General features: G+C 34.8%; 12 protein-coding genes. 1 reads left to right on the forward strand and 11 read right to left on the reverse strand.

The window, feature by feature from the left end:
• Positions 1 to 16 precede the first annotated feature (16 nt).
• A complete protein-coding gene (locus tag CBP76_RS11935; RefSeq protein ID WP_102197081.1) occupies positions 17 to 1348 on the reverse strand; it encodes a family 4 glycosyl hydrolase in 1332 nt (443 codons plus the stop codon).
• 157 nt (positions 1349 to 1505) lie between these two features.
• On the opposite strand from CBP76_RS11935, the gene CBP76_RS11940 reads away from it, so the two are divergent.
• The gene (locus CBP76_RS11940) at positions 1506 to 2261 is read left to right on the forward strand and encodes a MurR/RpiR family transcriptional regulator (RefSeq protein ID WP_102197082.1); all 756 of its coding nucleotides are present in this window, start codon (positions 1506 to 1508) and stop codon (positions 2259 to 2261) included.
• An 884-nt stretch (positions 2262 to 3145) separates the two neighbouring features.
• On the opposite strand, the gene CBP76_RS11950 is transcribed toward CBP76_RS11940, so the two are convergent.
• The 10 genes from CBP76_RS11950 to CBP76_RS11995 form a co-directional block, all read right to left on the reverse strand.
• Positions 3146 to 4111 carry a ketose-bisphosphate aldolase gene (locus CBP76_RS11950; RefSeq protein ID WP_102197084.1) on the reverse strand — a complete coding sequence of 322 codons (966 nt, stop codon included), beginning with the start codon at positions 4109 to 4111 and terminating at the stop codon, positions 3146 to 3148.
• Positions 4112 to 4144: 33 nt separating this feature from the next.
• The gene (locus CBP76_RS11955; protein WP_102197085.1) at positions 4145 to 6082 is read right to left on the reverse strand and encodes a PTS fructose transporter subunit IIABC; all 1938 of its coding nucleotides are present in this window, start codon (positions 6080 to 6082) and stop codon (positions 4145 to 4147) included.
• An 18-nt stretch (positions 6083 to 6100) separates the two neighbouring features.
• Positions 6101 to 7969 carry a BglG family transcription antiterminator gene (locus CBP76_RS11960; protein ID WP_102197086.1) on the reverse strand — a complete coding sequence of 623 codons (1869 nt, stop codon included), beginning with the start codon at positions 7967 to 7969 and terminating at the stop codon, positions 6101 to 6103.
• Positions 7970 to 8130: 161 nt separating this feature from the next.
• Entirely contained in the window at positions 8131 to 8673 is a 543-nt protein-coding gene (locus CBP76_RS11965) for a helix-turn-helix domain-containing protein (protein WP_102197087.1), read from the reverse strand.
• A 135-nt stretch (positions 8674 to 8808) separates the two neighbouring features.
• Positions 8809 to 9786 carry an aliphatic sulfonate ABC transporter substrate-binding protein gene (locus CBP76_RS11970; RefSeq protein WP_102197088.1) on the reverse strand — a complete coding sequence of 326 codons (978 nt, stop codon included), beginning with the start codon at positions 9784 to 9786 and terminating at the stop codon, positions 8809 to 8811.
• Positions 9786 to 11303, reverse strand: a complete 1518-nt coding sequence (locus CBP76_RS11975; protein ID WP_102197089.1) for an AMP-binding protein — start codon at positions 11301 to 11303, stop codon at positions 9786 to 9788. Before CBP76_RS11975 ends, CBP76_RS11970 begins: the two co-directional genes overlap by 1 nt.
• The gene (locus CBP76_RS11980; RefSeq protein ID WP_174683328.1) at positions 11260 to 12471 is read right to left on the reverse strand and encodes an acyltransferase; all 1212 of its coding nucleotides are present in this window, start codon (positions 12469 to 12471) and stop codon (positions 11260 to 11262) included. Before CBP76_RS11980 ends, CBP76_RS11975 begins: the two co-directional genes overlap by 44 nt.
• A 185-nt stretch (positions 12472 to 12656) precedes the next feature.
• Positions 12657 to 14054 (reverse strand): argininosuccinate lyase, encoded by a 1398-nt coding sequence (gene argH, locus CBP76_RS11985; RefSeq protein WP_102197090.1) that lies wholly within the window; start codon positions 14052 to 14054, stop codon positions 12657 to 12659.
• Positions 14051 to 15295 carry an argininosuccinate synthase gene (locus tag CBP76_RS11990; RefSeq protein ID WP_281258485.1) on the reverse strand — a complete coding sequence of 415 codons (1245 nt, stop codon included), beginning with the start codon at positions 15293 to 15295 and terminating at the stop codon, positions 14051 to 14053. Before CBP76_RS11990 ends, argH begins: the two co-directional genes overlap by 4 nt.
• Positions 15296 to 15423: 128 nt before the next feature.
• Positions 15424 to 17742, reverse strand: coding sequence for a glycosyl hydrolase family 65 domain-containing protein (locus CBP76_RS11995; RefSeq protein ID WP_166667270.1), 2319 nt, complete (start codon positions 17740 to 17742; stop codon positions 15424 to 15426).
• Positions 17743 to 17924 lie beyond the last annotated feature (182 nt).

The following is a 17924-nucleotide window of genomic DNA, read 5'->3' on the forward strand; positions in this document are numbered from 1 at the left end:
TCCTTTACCTCCAAAATTAATGTAGTTCTGGCCAATAATTTCTATTTGCAATAATTAAATCATCAAGTACTAACTTTGCTTTATCGGCAGAAGGAACCGTTTGATTTAAAGTAAATGCCTGTAGGACTTTTTGATATGATCCTTCAAAGTAACCATCGACCAACAATTTTTCAGCCGCATTCTGTGCTTCCATCAATCCTTTATGAAAATCCGGGATATTATGACGCATTGAAATTGGTTCTGCACCCTTACGCCCTACATATGCCGGTACCTCGACAGCCGCATCTTCTCGAAGATTTGGTATGGAACCATGATTAGGAAGAATTAACATAAATCTTTCATGACTATCATTCAGAATAGAGGTAGCCATATCAACGATATATTGTCCATGTTCACCAAAATCAAAATCCAAAATATTTCCTTCTTCATTATTTCTGATTTCATTGGCCATATCTTTAGTATGTTTTAAGCGGCCATCCATAACCATATTGGCACGAGTATAGTTAGGATCTGTTTCATCAACAACGATATCTGGAAAGAAATAATACTCCAAATAGTTATTTGGCAAATAATCTGGAAACAAGTTCAAAATCTTTGACAATTTATTCCAAGCATCTTGCCAAGATTGATCGCCTTTATTGAATGAAGCAATTTTCATCGGTTTATTCTTTAATTTATCAATTAATTCTGGCATTACATCTCGTTCAAGTGATTTATCATAAATTTCCGTGTACCATCCAAAATGATTCAACCCATAATATTGGCAAATCCAATTTTTACGATCGTAACCAAAATTACGAGCCATTGTTTCTTCAATTGAAATTGTCATATCACATGCATTAATCATATGAGCATCAGGATAAGCTCGCCTAATAGATTCGGCAATCAATGTTTCCGGATTAGTATAATTAAGGATCCAAGCATCTGGAGCATATTGTTGAACATATCCAACCACTCCCAATAATCCTTTGATAGACCTTAAACCGTATGAAAATCCTCCAACACCACAAGTTTCTTGACCAACTAATCCATATTTCAAAGGAATCTTCTCATCTTTTTCTCTCATTTCCATACCACCAACTCGAATTTGAGAGAAGACGAAATCACAATCTGTAAATGCCTCTTTTGGATCTAATGTTGCTAACAATTCGATGTCATCATGACCAGTTATTTTTAACATATATTGAATTATTAGATACATATCTTCATTTCTTTCTTCATCAATATCATATAAAGTCAATTTGGTCATTGGAAAACGGTCTAGATTATTTAAAACTGCTTGTGTAATACCTGGTGTATAAGTACTTCCACCACCTGCGATTGTTACATGCAAATTTGTTTGTTTCATTGCGCTTGACCCCCTATAATTAAATTAATTATTTATGAGCACAGTATATAATGTATTTAAACAAATTTGTTTGCTTTTTGAGTAAGCGTTATCATTTTTAATTTTATGAATATTGTTTCATTCTAGTGAAAGGCATTTCATTTTTAGGAGGCATTTTATGCGTATTGAAGAGTTAATAAATGAACATTCTGATCGACTTACAGATAATGACATGCAACTTCTTTCAATTATCTTAAGAAACAAAAAAATAATCAGTAACTTAAACTCCAAGGAAATAAGTGACATAGCATATACATCTCCCGCAGGATTAACTAGACTTGCTAAAAAGCTTAATTTCAAAGGTTTTACCGAATTCAAATATTTTTTAAGACAAGAGGCTGATAGTATTGAATCACATAAGTTAAATCACACACAAATCCTAATCAATGACATGAATGATACTATAAAACTACTTTCTCAAACTAATCTGAATCCCTTAGTTTCAGCTATTCATTCCGCCAAAAGAATCTACTTGTATGGAACAGATTGGGGTGAGAAACGTGCATGCGAATTATTGGCTAGAGATTTCTTAGCCTGTAATATTTTACTTTATACGATACCTTCATATACCGAATTACAATGGGTACTAAATGATATTACCGAAAACGATTTGTTGCTGGTTATTTCTTTTAGTGGTGAGAACATTGATTTAAACACATCCCTTCAAAAGTTAAAGCTTAAAAATGCTCCTTATATATCTATTACTCCCCTATCCAAAAACACTCTATCATCAAGAGCTACTTATAACTTGTATTACAGCACTACTAATCTTAAAATAACTAATACTCCAGATACCGAATATAATTATTTTTCACCATTAGAATTAGTTATCGATGCTCTTTTCAGATATTATATAGATAGTTATTTTGAATAACCTATTTTGAAAAGTGTTCCAAACTCCCTTAGAACAGTTGTTTATACCAGATTAGTAGTTACAATAAAACATATAAGTACATCACTGGAGGACATACACAATGAATAGAGTAGCTACTAATTTGAAACAGACATTATTAATCAATTCTAAAAAAATTTATGTCATGAATTACCTAATTCTCTTCATTACATCCCTTTTATATGCCTTATATGTTGCAATAATAAAAACGACTAAAGGTATAGACTTTCAAGAGCTTTTAAAATCCAGCCCCTACACTTCCATAATGTTTATTGTCATACTATTAAACGTCTTAGTAGGATATATACTTTGGATAAATAGTAACAATTTTTTTAATAGTAAAAAAAATCGTTCCATTTTATTAGATTTGTCCATCTGCCAATTAATAATAGGAAATATTTTTTCTTTCTTTGCCTTCGTGGCGACCTTTCTATCATTCAAATATTTTCCAAATACCAAATCAGACAAAAAAACTAGTCATCTTGTCAGCATCGTCATAATTGCTAATATTTTCTATGGACTATGTTTTCTACTATTGATACGTTTAACACTTAGTTAAATTCAAAAATTGTAAACTATCTTACGAAAAATAATAAACACCAGTCTAACAGCTAGACTGGTGTTTTTATGCGGAATAAATTACACCTATTGTTTTATTTGTCTCAGTATTTCCATCAATCCCATATATGTATCTATCAACTAACTGGAACAACTAGATCATCAACATTCACATCGTTACTAATTAACTCCATTATTCTTTTAACAAGCAATCTCAATAGTTTTAATGGTAACTCATCCATATTTTTATCTCTCTTATAAAAATAGTCTGATAAGTTTGGCACCCAACTTATCAGACTATTTCAATTTTATTTTTGCGTAACCAAACACTCATCTGGTTGTTGATCATAAATGATTTTATCAACAATGTCACATTCATAAGGATAAAGTGGCTTCAAGTGTATTGAATCGGCAAAATATAAATCAGCTTTACCATTGCTACTAAAGAGTTGCATCTTTTCACGAACAACTTTCTTTTGAGCTTCATCAGCTTCTGGAGTCATTAGCCATGGCTCATAGTCATTTGGATTAGCCAGTACTGTATCTTTAATTGCATGATAAAATGGCATCTTAATATCGGTTGAAATATTAACTTTAGCAATTCCATGGGCAACTGCTTCACGAATTTTTTCATCAGGATTATTAGAACCACCATGTAAGACTAATGGCATTTTAAGGGCTTCATTTAATGCATCTAATTTGTCTATCTTTATATCGTTATCACCACTTGGATATGGTCCATGTACTGTTCCAATAGCAACAGCCAAGTCATCTACTCCAGTTGCTTCAACAAATTGTTTGGCACTATCAGGATCAGTATAGACTCTTCCCATATTATTCTCAGCGCTCGCATTACGATTACCGATACTGCCCAACTCTGCTTCGACCGCGACACCAACTCTATGGGCCAAATCAACTGTTTGTTTAGTAGCCTTTAAATTCCCATCGAACGAAAGACCAGATGTATCAATCATTACCGAGTTCATTTGATCACGAATAGCTCTCATAACATCATTAATATCACGGCCATGATCCAAGTGAACCGCAACTGGAACATTAGATGTCATAGCCATTTCACGAATATATCCAACAATATTGCTTCCCATCAGATCATATTCAAAGGGATGTACTTGTAAAATCACGGGTGAACGTAATTCTTCCGCAACGCTTAAAATATTTTTAACGAATTCACTATTCCCAACATTGAATGCTCCCACTGCAAAATGATTTTCATAAGCCTTATCTACTAAATACTTTGACGAAACTAATACCATAATAAATTCCTCTTTTCCAATTCAAATTATTAGTTAAAAGATTGAAGCCACTTCCGATTTTTCTGTTTGATCAGTATTTTCTGCTTTAGTCATATCATCTATTGTTACGGTTTTCTTTGTTAAGCCTACAATCAAACACTCAACAATTGCTCCAGCAAGAATACATAAGACGTAAAGTAACGGATGATTTATAGCAATTGGGATAACAAATATTCCACCATGTGGTGCTTGTAATGTGATGCCGAATAACATTGATAATGCTCCGCCGACTCCAGCACCAATAATATTTCCCGGTATAACACGTAATGGATCAGCTCCAGCAAAAGGAATTACGCCCTCAGTTATAAAACACGCACCTAATACATAGGCAACTTTTCCTGTCTCACGTTCTTGGGTAGTAAATTTGTTTTTAAAGAATGTAGTTGCTAACCCTAGTGCAATAGGTGGAATCATTCCTCCACACATAATAGCTGCCATTGGTGCATAAACACCTGCTGTTAACATTTGAATACCAAAAGCATATGTGATTTTATTCAACGGACCTCCCATATCACTAACTAACAATGCTGCTAGAATAAAACCGATCAAAACAGCGTTTGCTCCTGACATGTGTTGTAACCATGCTGTTAGTGCTTTATTAAATGATCCAACTGGCGTATTTATCAAATAATGAATAACGGTTGCTGTTAAAAATGTCCCAATGACTGGATATAGAAGAACCGGATTCAATCCTTGTAAGGAATTTGGTAATTTGATCAAAATCTTCTTTAAAACTACTACTACGTATCCGGCCACAAAACCAGCTACTACATCGCCTAAGAATCCTGATCCTCCGGTATAAGCTAACATTCCACCAATTGCCCCTGGTGCCAATCCCGGCCTATCAGCAATACTATATGCAACATACCCGGCAAATATTGGAACCATTAAACCAAATGCGGCCTTAGAACCTACCATATTCAAAAATGCTGCAAACGAGTTGTATTGTGAACTAGCTGTATTTGATGATTGCGTCCCAAACATAAATGAAATAGCCATTAAAATACCACCTGCAACAACAAATGGTAGCATGAATGAAACACCATTCATTAAATGTTTATAAATCCCAAATCCTATTGATTTTGCCTGACCCTTTCCATCGTTATGTTTTTTATTAGAGCTATTACCGTTAGCGTCATGATAAATAACTGCTTGTGGAGCCGTCTCTACCAATTTCTCTGCTTCATTGATTCCCATTTTAGTAGACGTTTGTAAAACATGTTTCCCATTAAATCTTGATAGATCAATAGTTCTATCGGCTGCAATCACAACAGCTGTGGCATTTCTTATTTCTTCATCCGTCAATTCATTTTCTGTACCAGAAGATCCTTGAGTCTCAATCTTTACTGGAATATGCAGTTTGGCACCAGCATCAGTTAAGGCCTGAGCAGCCATATATGTGTGAGCTATTCCTGCGGTGCAGGCTGTAATTCCAACAATTGACTGCTTTGATGATACTTGCGGTTGAGCTGAATCCGTTGCATCAGAGTTTTCCTTTTCGGCAATTAGTTTCTCTACATCTTCTGGAGTTCTGGTCAAAATCAAATTGGCTCTGAATATGTCATCCATTAGGAATCCTGATAATTTTGATAATGCCTTTAAATGTTCATCTGATGCATGTTCACCCGCAGCAATTAGAAAAACCAACTGACAATTGTCATCTCCATAATCAATACCTGGTAATGCTCTTCCAAAGGCGATTGCTGCATTATTTACATGGCTACTTTTAGCATGTGGTATAGCAATTCCATTTCCTACTGCCGTTGATATTTCATTTTCACGATCCCAGACATCTTTAACAAATGCTTGAAAGTCATCTACTTTACCTGCATCATATAACTTCTTTGCCAAGCCTCTGATGACATCATCTTTTCCGTTGCCTTGTAAATTCAAATTAATTGTATCAACGGTTAATAACTCTGATATTTTCATGTGACTTTACTCCTTAACTTATCTCTGATTAGCAGTAGCAACCAAATTGATAAAATCATCTAATGTTCTGATACTAGGCAATAAATCAGGCAGTTCATTGTTGGTCACTACTCTTTGTAATTCTTTGAAAACTAATTCATATCTTGATAATTGGTCATGTGTAGGTATAACGACAATAACCAAGCGCGCTAACTCTTTACTCCATTTCATAGGTTCATCTAAAATAACAATTCCTAGGGAAAATTTGGAAACATCTGGAATTCTCATTGGATGTGGTATAGCCGCAAAATTTCCTGTCTCTGTCGAAGACAATCGTTCTCGTTGAATAATGGCGCTATATAAACTGTCATTTCCCATTTTTTTCAGAACTGTTTTGATCAATTCATTCTTATTTTTAAATTTCCCATGAATCAATAAACTTCCATTTAAGACCTGCTGTAGAATGATTTGATTAATCTGTAATTGTAATTTTTTATTATCTTGTTTATCAAGCCAATCATTAACATAAATAATTGGATATTTACTTTTAATACTGGATTCATTAGAAGCAATAAGTAGTGCTACCTGAGGAATATCTTTAATGTGCTTTGTGTCAACTATTGCTACAACTTGAACATTTGAGAATTGTTCTTCAATGCGTTGGGCTAACATCTGTCCAGTTACTGGTCTTCTTGCATAGATAACCGCCACATCAATGGTTCGTTGCTGATTTCGTTCTAAAAATGCGGCAAAATGAAGAGCATAATATCCTATTTCATTATCTGGAACCTTTAAATTCATCATTTCAATCAAACTATGCGCAAAATCGACTGCATATTGATAGGCCATAATGTAATCAGTTTTTATATGATGCAAATAAGAATTTTCAATATAAAATTGGTACTCTAATGGATATATATCCCTTGATATATGTAGTAATAAATCCGTTTGTAGTTTTGTATCCTGTAGAAACGGTTGATTGTACGTATTTGATAAATCTAATAGAGCCTTTTTTATCGTATTTAATAATCTAGAATCTGACTCTGAACTCCCTCCAATGGCATTTTCATCAGTTAACAATTGTTGACTAACTAGTAACCAAGCAAAGCACCAGGTTTCTACTTTATCAGGAATTGTATCTCCAATAATTTGAAATCCACGTTCTAATAAGATAGAAGCATAATCCATGGTATCTACACTTAGTTGTTGTGTTCCTGGTAAAACTTGATTCAACCTTTGTCCCAGATCGTCTCGATAATTAGCAATAATGATATAATTGGCAATCGGTTTTACCAATGCAGGTGTTGGTTTAAGATTTCGTTTAACAAATTGCTGACGCAAACAGACAATTAATGAATGAATCTCCAAAGGGTCAATCCACTCTTGAAAATAGAAATCATATTCTCGTTCTAACTGTTCAAAAGATGTTGTATTCGGATTAAAAAAACTATCCAGTAGACTTCTGATTGCTAACTCGTCGCCTTCAAGCATCACGCCCTTAAAAATTATTGCCTGTAATCTAACATTTCGCTGTTCTTCGGCAATTAATTCTTGAATTCGATAAATATCACTACGAATTGTTTGGGATGAATAATGCAACTTCTCCGCTAAATTTTCATAAGTTGTTATATCTGTTCTCATCATCAAGTATCGCAGTATAAAAAAAGCTCGTTGTTCAAATTCCAATTGACCGGTTTCCGTAATACTAGTGATTTGTCCTTTAATTACATATCCATGTTCAGGGCTTGCTTCAATTCGCGCGCCCTGCAAGTAGTTATTATTCAAATCCTTAACATAATTTCTAATTGACCTAGTCGAAACACCTAGTGAATCAGCCAATTGGTTACCTGAAATTCCATTCGTTCTTTTTTCTAATTCCAGCAATAATTTGGCGTAATTATCTTTCATATCTTCACCACCTGTCTACATTTATTAGATTACTCAATTATGTAACCGCTAACAATAATATCTTTCTTCCGCTGAACCACGGCAATAAAATAGTCCAAGATTAAATTCAAGCAAAATAAAATTACTTAAATTTAGTCTTGGACTTTATAAAGGTTTTAATTTCAATACTTATATAAAGGCACGTAATCATTCATTCCTGATCTCATTCCATTAATAAAACTAATCAATTCACCAATAATAAATATTGCCAATAAAATAATTCCAAAAATCACGGCCTTCTTATTCAGGCTCCTATTAACATACTTCCAATTTAAGTTTTTCAATAATCCAATAACCGAAATTAATCCAATAATCAACGTACCCACATCAATAAGTGAATCAGAAATCCTAAATGATTTAAGGGCGATCCAGGCTAATATTCCAGCTCCAATTCCACCCCAAATAATCTTTTCAACACCAGTTAATTTAATTTTATCGTCATTATTTTTAAACTTGTCCATCAGTCTTTCATCTCCTTTAATTAGTTCATCAAGCGAGACATCAAATAGTTCACTAATTGCAATTACATTGGCAAAGCTTGGTAAGGTGGTACCATTCTCCCATTTTGAAATTGATTGTCTGGTTAAATGTAACTTATCAGCCAATTCATTTTGAGACATGTTGTGTAATTTTCTTTGTTTTTGTAATTGTTCTCCAGTTTTCATTTTAACGTCCCCCTTGATTAATTATAATTTTAAATTTGATGAAATCATTTTACTAGAACGTACCGGTTGCCATTACTAATGCAAACTAAATATACACGAAAAAAGCCGACCTAACGAGTCGACTTTTAATTTATTTTATTTATAATCTCCATAATCATCAATCGTAACTTTATTCTCAATCAAATTCTCTTCATAGAATAAATCTGCAATCTTCTGTTCTTCCTTGGCATAAGTACTATTCATGGCACTAATACCGTAAGTTCGACGATCAACCATCTTCTTAACCACTGCTTTAGACACTTTCAATGACTTGCTCATCATCGTTATAAGTTCGCTATGGTTGTTGTTGGCCCAAACCATATCTTCTTCAAGATATTTAATAAGGTATTTAGAAACCTCAGTGTTTTCTTTAGCATAACTTTGCATTGCTAAAACATAATCACGATTATTTGTAATACCAACTCCGCTGATCAATACCTTAGCATTTTGATTAATTTCAGCCTGTGATGTGTATGGGTCCCATGTAGCCCAAGCATCTACTTTCCCTTTAGAGAAAGCAACACTAGCACTAGATTGATCCATATTGACCCAAGTAACATCACTTGCACTTAATCCAGCTTTTTTCAAAGCCGCCAGTAGCATATATTGAGAACTAGTTCCCTTGGTATAAGCGACCTTTTTACCTTTTAGGTCTGCAACTGATGAAATGCTTGAATTCTTCTTAATAAGAATTCCAGATCCTTTGGCTTTTGAAGATCCTGCGGCAACATAAGTTAACTTAGTTCCGGTTGAAAGAGCTGACACTGGAGGCGTATCGCCAGTTCTTGCATAATTAATACTTCCGGCCTTTAGAGCTTGCATTAATGAATTACCGTCTTGAAATTCTTTCCAAACCACCTTATAACCTTTAGACTTCATTTTCTTAGCAAATTCACCACGTTGTTTAGCGATATCAAAGGGATCTCCTTTTTGATAGCCAATTGTAACCGTCTGCAAATCTGAACTAGCCGCTCCGGCATCCGTCTGTTTAAAACCATAAATGGCAATAACCGCCCAAAAAAATAGAACTACACTTATTAACAGTTTTTTTAAACGCTTCTGTTTTTTATTCACTAGGCACCTCTACTTACTAAGTCTGACATGACTTGTTCTCTGAGTTTCAAGCGAACCACTTTACCTGTCGCATTTCTGGGATAGTCTTGCACAAAAAAGATTCTAGTTGGTTGTTCGTAATTAGTTAATGTAGCTTTGGCATGAGCTAAAATCTTTTGACGTTCCAGCTCTTCTTCTTGATCTCCTTGACTTATTACTACTGCCGTCACAGCTTCACCATATAAGGTATCTGGTGTTCCAATCACTGAAACTTCTTTGATAAAATTTAATTGGCTCAATGAGTTTTCAACTTGAACAGGTGCCACCTTCTCGCCACCATGATTGATAATATCTTTTTTACGCCCTTCAACGAATAAATATCCATCACCATCGAGATATCCCAAATCACCCGTTAGGAACCAACCATCCTTAAATGAATCTGGATGGGGGTCTAAGTAATCACTGATAACATGATCGCCACGAACGGCAATTTCGCCAATTTGATTTGTTTCACGTGTGAGTCTTCCATCAATCATAATAGCCACATCAGTTTCAAATGCCTTACCTGCTGATCCAACTTTAGGAGCATCAAACGGGTTAATAGTACATTGACTTGCTGTCTCGGTCATACCGTACCCTTCAAGGATTATTGTGTGAAAGCGTGTTTGAAATGATTTTAGTTTATCAAGTGGCAAAGCAAATGAAGAGCATCTAACAAATCTCAATTTGATATCGTCATCATAATTAGCATTAGCTTTTTGATTTATCAGTAAAATATTAATGATAGTTGGCACAACTGATACCCATGTAACACCGTTATCTCTAATTTGATCCCAAAATCTGGAAGCACTAAATTTATTAGTAATAACAATTTTTCCACCAGACAATCTAGTTGAAAGAATTGATACTGCTTGAGCATTTATATGAAACATCGGCATAACAACCATAGTTGTATCAGCTGCTGTCATCTTATGACTTTCAATATCATGCTTAACTCCGTTCAATAAAAGACGATGTGTTAATCCAACTCTTTTTGGTTTACCTGTAGTTCCTGAAGTATTCATAATTAAGGCCAAATCATCTTCATCTGGCACACTGGCATCATGTCCCATCAAACTTCGATCTCGAATAATATGCAAAAGTGAATAGGTTTCTAAATGTAACGCCGTTACAATCGCAATTCGATCATCCAAAGTAGCATCGACTAATTCTTGTCCTACAATTGAAGCCACATAATCGTGCTCATCTAATTCTTGTTTTAATTCTAATTCTGGAGTTGTAGCTGCAATTGGATGCATGACTGCTCCTACCTCCCATAGTGCCTGAGCAATAACTGGATATGCCGCAGTATTTGGTAAGCATACCAAAACTGCATCGCCCAATCCCACATGTAATTCTAAAAATTCATCTCGCAAAACTCTTACATCATCAGCAATCTCATACCCGCTATACCAGCGATTGACTGTTTCATCTTTAATAATATTTTCAGTTAAATTATTCTCTAACTGCCTGTTTAATTGATTTGTTATTTTTGACATTATCTTTCACTTCTTTATTTTTTCTTTTAGTTAAGTGCCATTGTGGTCTTCCAATAAGAACTCCAAATGGCGGCACTTTGTAACAGAACCACGAAATTAAAAATGATCCACCTAGAACAAATGCATATCCAACTGGAAGCAATAATAACGTTACGATGGATGGTAATTTAATAAAACTTAGAATGCCATATAATAGTGTCAATAGGATCGTTTGAACTAAATAAATCCCAAAAGACACTTTTGACATATTTTTAATAATTCGGTCTAACCATTGTGGTAATGCTTTTTCTCTAGCATGTGCGTATTGCCGTCCGATCCAGAAAACAAATACGATCATAAAGGTATCGTAGATAAAAATATAAGGCTGATGGATCGATTCAGTTGCACCCATACTTAATTTCAAAATATTAAGATTACCAAAGAACAATGCAACTGTGCCAAGTGCTAGAACTAAAGTTGACCATCCGATAACCCGGTGATTTTTCTCAATAAATCGATCAACTTCATCGTAATGAATAGCAACAAAAGCTCCAGCGATAAAGTAAAATTGGTAAACTAACACATTCATTCCATAAGCTCTAAACAAATACCACCAACTAGATCTATCGACACCTGGCAACCAGTATTTGATCCCGATCACTAATAGCAATTGGATGATTGCACTAGTAACTAAGATTGCTATATGGTGATTCTTGAATTTCTTAAACATATAGACTATCAATGGAAAAATCAGATATAACTGGAATGTTACCAAAATGTAGTACATATAGTATTTATTACCATGAATGATTGCATCATATAGATTTTTAAAGTAATCTGACCAATTCAACGCTACACCTGCAGTAATGGTTGCAAACCATAACATAATGGCATTCCATCCAACATAGGGAATACCAACACTGATGTAACGTTTCTTCCAGAAATTGAACCAATGTGGTTCTTTATTGTAATAATTGAGTACTAAAACGAGTCCAGTCATAAACATAAAACCCATTCTCGTAAAATGAAGTGCCAAATGAGTTGCTTCAAGAAAGAGCTCACTTCCAGATCCATTGCTAACATTATTTTTAAAAGCAGTTGTCGTATGATTCAACAAAACCCCACCGATAAAAAGGACACGCATCAGATCCACTTCATAGAGATATTTTTTCTTCTTTGCTTGCGCCAAAAGGTCACCTCTGTTGCTGATTTATTTCTTTTTAAAGCATATATAAGTTATAGCATCCCATCAGTACCAGGGTCTTGATGATTCCATAAGGTTATTCTATGAATTTCTTATTTTTGATTTATATACGCATAAAAAAGAGACGACAACTCAATATCGAGTCGTCGTCTCTTTTTTATGTTCTCAAGTTAGACATATTCTTTTCCATTCTCTAACTCAGCTTGTGCCTTTGAAATCTGTTCACGAACTTGCTTGAACCCAGTACCACCATAAGAGTTTCTTCTTTCAACAGCTATCTCTGGTTTCAAAACTTCATAAACATCTTCCTCAATCAATGGTGAAATCTCTTTGAATTCAACCATTGTGATATCTTGAAGATTCTTTCCCGTTTGCAAGCCTTTTAACACTAATTCGCCAACAATTCCATGCGCCTGTCTGAACGGAATACCCTTAGTTGCCAAGTAGTCTGCCAATTCAGTCGCATTGGAAAAGTCATGTGTGGTTGCCTGATACATGTTATCTTTTTTAACTTTAACGGTAGAAAGCATCCCATTGAATACTCTTAAAGCTGGCAGAATAGTTTTAACAGTATCAAAAACGCCCTCTTTGTCCTCTTGCAAATCTTTGTTATAAGCAAGTGGCAAAGATTTCATCGTCGAAAGCAATCCGAATAAATGTCCAAATACTCGACCACTTTTACCACGGATCAACTCCGCCATGTCTGGATTCTTTTTCTGAGGCATGATGGAACTTCCCGTAGTGTACTTATCGCTCAATTCCAAATAATTGAATTCGTAACTAACCCACATACTAAGTTCTTCACAGAATCGTGACAAATGAAGCATCAAAATTGAGGAATTGCTCAAGAATTCTAAAGCAAAATCACGATCAGAAACAGCATCCAACGAATTACCATATACATCACTAAAACCTAACTCATCAGCTGTAAATTGGCGATCAATTGGAAAAGTTGTCCCAGCTAATGCCGCTGCTCCTAGTGGTGAAATATCTGTATGTTTCATATTGAATTCAAACCGCTCAACATCCCGTTTTAACATTGAGTAATAGGCCATCAAATAATGACCATAGGAAATTGGTTGTGCATGTTGTAAATGAGTATATCCTGGCATAATTGTCTCAACATTTTCATCTGCTAATTTTACCAAGGTTGTTTGAATTGTTTTTATCTCATCAATAATTTTTGGCAAACGATTCTTCACATACAAATGAAAATCAGTCGCCACTTGATCATTTCTGGAACGACCAGTATGCAATTTTCCAGCAACCGAACCAATTCGATCGGTCAAAATACTTTCTATATTCATATGAATATCTTCATTTTCGGCTGTGAAGTGTAATTTATTTTGATGAAGATCTTTTCGAATGTCTTTTAAGCCAGCTACTATTTGAGCTACATCTTCAGCATTTAAAATACCTGTTTTTTTCAACATCAAAACATGTGCTAAAGAACCTTCAATATCTTCATCTGCCATTTGCTGATCAAAACTAATTGAAGCACCAAATTCATCTACCCAAGAATCGGCTTGAGCTGAGAATCTTCCACCCCACAGTTTTTCGGTACTCATTGGTTCACCTCAGATTTATGTGCAGCAGCTTTTTTCTCGGCAGCTTTTTTGGCAACTTGAGCTGAAACCTGCGTTGGCAATCCCCAGAGTTTGATAAAACCTTGGGCAGCTTCTTGATCAAATGAATCAGCTGATGTATATGTAGCCAAGTCTTTATCATATAGAGAGTTCGGAGATTTACGTCCTTGAACCCAAACATTACCCTTAAATAGTTTTAACTTGATAGTTCCGTTAACAGTCTTTTGGCTTTCGTGCAAGAAGGCTAATAATGAATCCATCAATGGTGAGAACCACAAACCATTATAAATTGTGTCACTCAATTCTTTTTCAATATAGGGTTTGAAGTGAGCCAAATCACGCTCAAGTGTCAAATCTTCAAGCTCTTTGTGAGCCTTCAACAAGACCTCAGCGGCTGGTGTTTCATAAACCTCCCGTGATTTGATACCTACCAAACGATTTTCTATATGATCGATTCTACCGATACCATTTTCACCAGCAATGGTATTCAACTCTTGGATCATATCAGAGAATTTCATGCTCTCTCCATCTAGTTTAACTGGAACTCCTTGTTCAAATTCAATTTCAATACTAGTTGGCTCATCAGGTGTTTTTTCAATTGGATTAGTAATATCAAAAGCATCTTCTGGAGCCTCGTTCCATGGATCTTCCAAAACTCCACACTCGTTAGCACGTCCCCAAATATTAGCGTCAATTGAATATGGTGAATCCAAATCAATAGGAATTGGAATATTATGTTCCTTAGCAAATTCAATTTCTTCTTCACGTGACCAGTGCCAATCACGAACTGGGCCAAGCACTGTCATTTCTGGTGCTAGAGCATGGATGGCAACCTCAAAACGAACTTGATCGTTACCCTTTCCGGTACATCCATGGGCAATTGCGATTGCATCATTTTCTTTAGCAATTTCTACTAATTTTTTACTAATAAGAGGTCGGGATAAAGCAGAGAGAAGCGGATAAATACCTTCATAGAGGGTATGTCCTTGTAAAGCCACTAGGGCGTAATCGTCGGCGAATTCATCTAGAGCGTCAATGGTAATTGCATCAACTGCACCGGCATCAATAGCCTTATTCTTGATAAACTCAAGATCTTTCCCTTCACCAACATTGATACAACATGCAATCACATCGTATCCTTTATTTTTCAACCACGGAATTGCTACTGATGTATCCAATCCACCGGAATAAGCTAAAACTACTTTCTTTGTCTCTGTCATAATACTGTCTCCTCTTTATTAGAAAAAAATTAATTTATGAGAAAGATAGTAACACCTCAGAAATGCTTTTTCAATATTAAAATTAAAAACAAATTAGATAATCTAATATTTTATAATAATTGAATTTGCTTTCATAGTTCAATTACCAGCTTTTCTTTTGGTTCTACCTGATATTCATGTTGATGATAAATAAATTTTATTTTCCCATCTGTTAACACATAAAAATAAGTATGCGTGACATACACTTCTGCTTTCACCCCTTGCCAATTAATAGAATACTTCAATGAACGCCAAGTACTTGGTAAATGTGGTTCAACTCTTAAACCTTTTTCTGTAATTCTTACCCCACCAAAAGCCTCAACAACCGTATTCCACACTCCACCAAAGCCAGCCATATGCGTACCCTTAACGGAGGATTCCATATTGGTGCCTAGATCAATTTGACAGGCCTTTTCAAAATACTCAAACGCTTTATCATAAAGACCCAAATCATTTGCCAAAATTGCATGGGGGGAATATGACAATGAAGAATCATGAGTTGTTTTGGGTTCGTAATAGTTCCAATTTTTTATGATTGTATCTTTAGGAAAAATATCTTCAAATATCAATAGCATCAACAAGACATCCGGTTGTTTGGTAACTTGAATCTTATCCAACTGCTTAAGATCAAAATCTTTAAAAATCTCCGAAACATCTTCGATATCTTTTTCGGCATCTTTATATTTACTAATATCAATTTTTTTATAAGATAAGTAATCGTCATCTTGTGGAATAATTTCCTCAGTATTGGGCTTAGGAAGGTACATCATGGCCGACTTCTGAATCAAAGCTTTGAACAATTCTTTTAAATTAATTTTTTGATCCAATCGATCATAAACCTCAAGATTATTCTGTCGTAAATCAGCAATTATTTCAGCACCACGTTTCATACACCAATAAGCCATGTAGTTTGTAAAAGCATCATTCGAAACATGCTCCTTGTATTCATCTGGACCAATGACATCAGTAATTTCATAATGATTTTTCTCATTATTCCATTCCACTCGACTGGCCCAAAACTTGGCACATTGTAAAATCATTTCATACCCCATTCGATGAGCAAATATTTTATCATTAGTAGCTATCAAATAGCTCATCACTCCATAGGCCACATCACTAGTAACATGCTGTTCCAAAAATCCTGATAATATTTTCATAGGTCTACCAGTAACAATATCGGCATTGCCCCAAATTGGAGCAGATTCAGCATCGGCTGGCATAGCAGCTTCCCATGGATATTGAGCGCCATGAAAGCACCCTTGATGTGCCTTTCTTTTGGCTCCAATTAAACCCAAGTACCGATACTCTAATAAGTTATGGGCATAATGTGGCAATGACAAAATATAATATGGCAACATAAATATTTCTGTATCCCAAAAAGTATGTCCTTTATATCCTTCACCGGTCATCCCTTTTGCTCCAATATTCATTCCAAAATCATGTGGAGTATTAGAGATCAATTGATATCTAGCAAAATTGACGGCAATCTGAGGTTTATTATTATGTGCCTGTATTTCAACATTACTATTTTGCCAAATATCTTCTTCCCAAACCTTAGTTGATTCCGCCAGTAGCGCTTGATAATCAATTCGTCCAACTTTCTTCAGATCCAATAAAGAATCTTCTGAGACGCTGCATTTCAAATCCTTATCCTTACTGGAGAAAATATTCGCATACTTAACTACTGTTAAGGTCTGCCCCTGATTAACATCTACTGAATAATTGGCATATATCTGTCGACGGCTCAATTTCAAATGCGGATTCAAATTCAATTCGGTTTCATCTAAAAAAATCCGATGATATTCGGTTAAAGCAAATTTTATTTTTGACTCCTGAGTTCTAGTTTGCATCTGCATGAATCGAGCATTAAACAGACGTTTTGTACCTTCAACAAGATGCTGTGTTCCACAATTAGTCTGTTGCCCATCAATTCCTGATTTAATTTGAATTCTGACATTATCAGTTAACGGAGTAACCTCAACCTCTGAGATAAACAAATGCAAGCGTGCCATTGAGACAAACCTTTTGAATTTAAATTCATATTGATTTTTATTATATTTCCAAATGAATGAACGAGTCATCTCACCATTTTTTATATTTAGACTACGTTTAAAATTACTTACTTCACCATGATTTAATTTCATAACTTCGTTATTTATTTTAATCTCTAAATTAACAAGGTCAGGTAAATTAGGTAACTCTGTCGCCTCATCTTCGTACTTATCAAAGGTACCCATGACAAACATATCACGCTTTTCTTCCATGTAATGTTCTTCAACAGAACCGCGAATACCGAAATAACCATTTCCTTGAAACATTAAAGATTCAAGTTTACTTAAATGACAAATATCTGGTTTTGTTCTACCGATCCACCAATCATTATCTGGTTTTGTAACTACACCGAATAGCATATTAATCCATCTCTTTTTTGATATGTGTTTAAACACATATTTATTATTCATTAATATAACCACTTGCCTTTTAAATAACAAATAAAAGAGACTGAGATATAAAATTCTGAATTAAATTTGGCATAAGAAAACCCCTTAATTTGGTTTTATGACCAAACTAAAGGGTTTTCTTTATAACTAAC

Source organism: Companilactobacillus nuruki (assembly GCF_002872255.1).
GTDB lineage: Bacteria > Bacillota > Bacilli > Lactobacillales > Lactobacillaceae > Companilactobacillus > Companilactobacillus nuruki.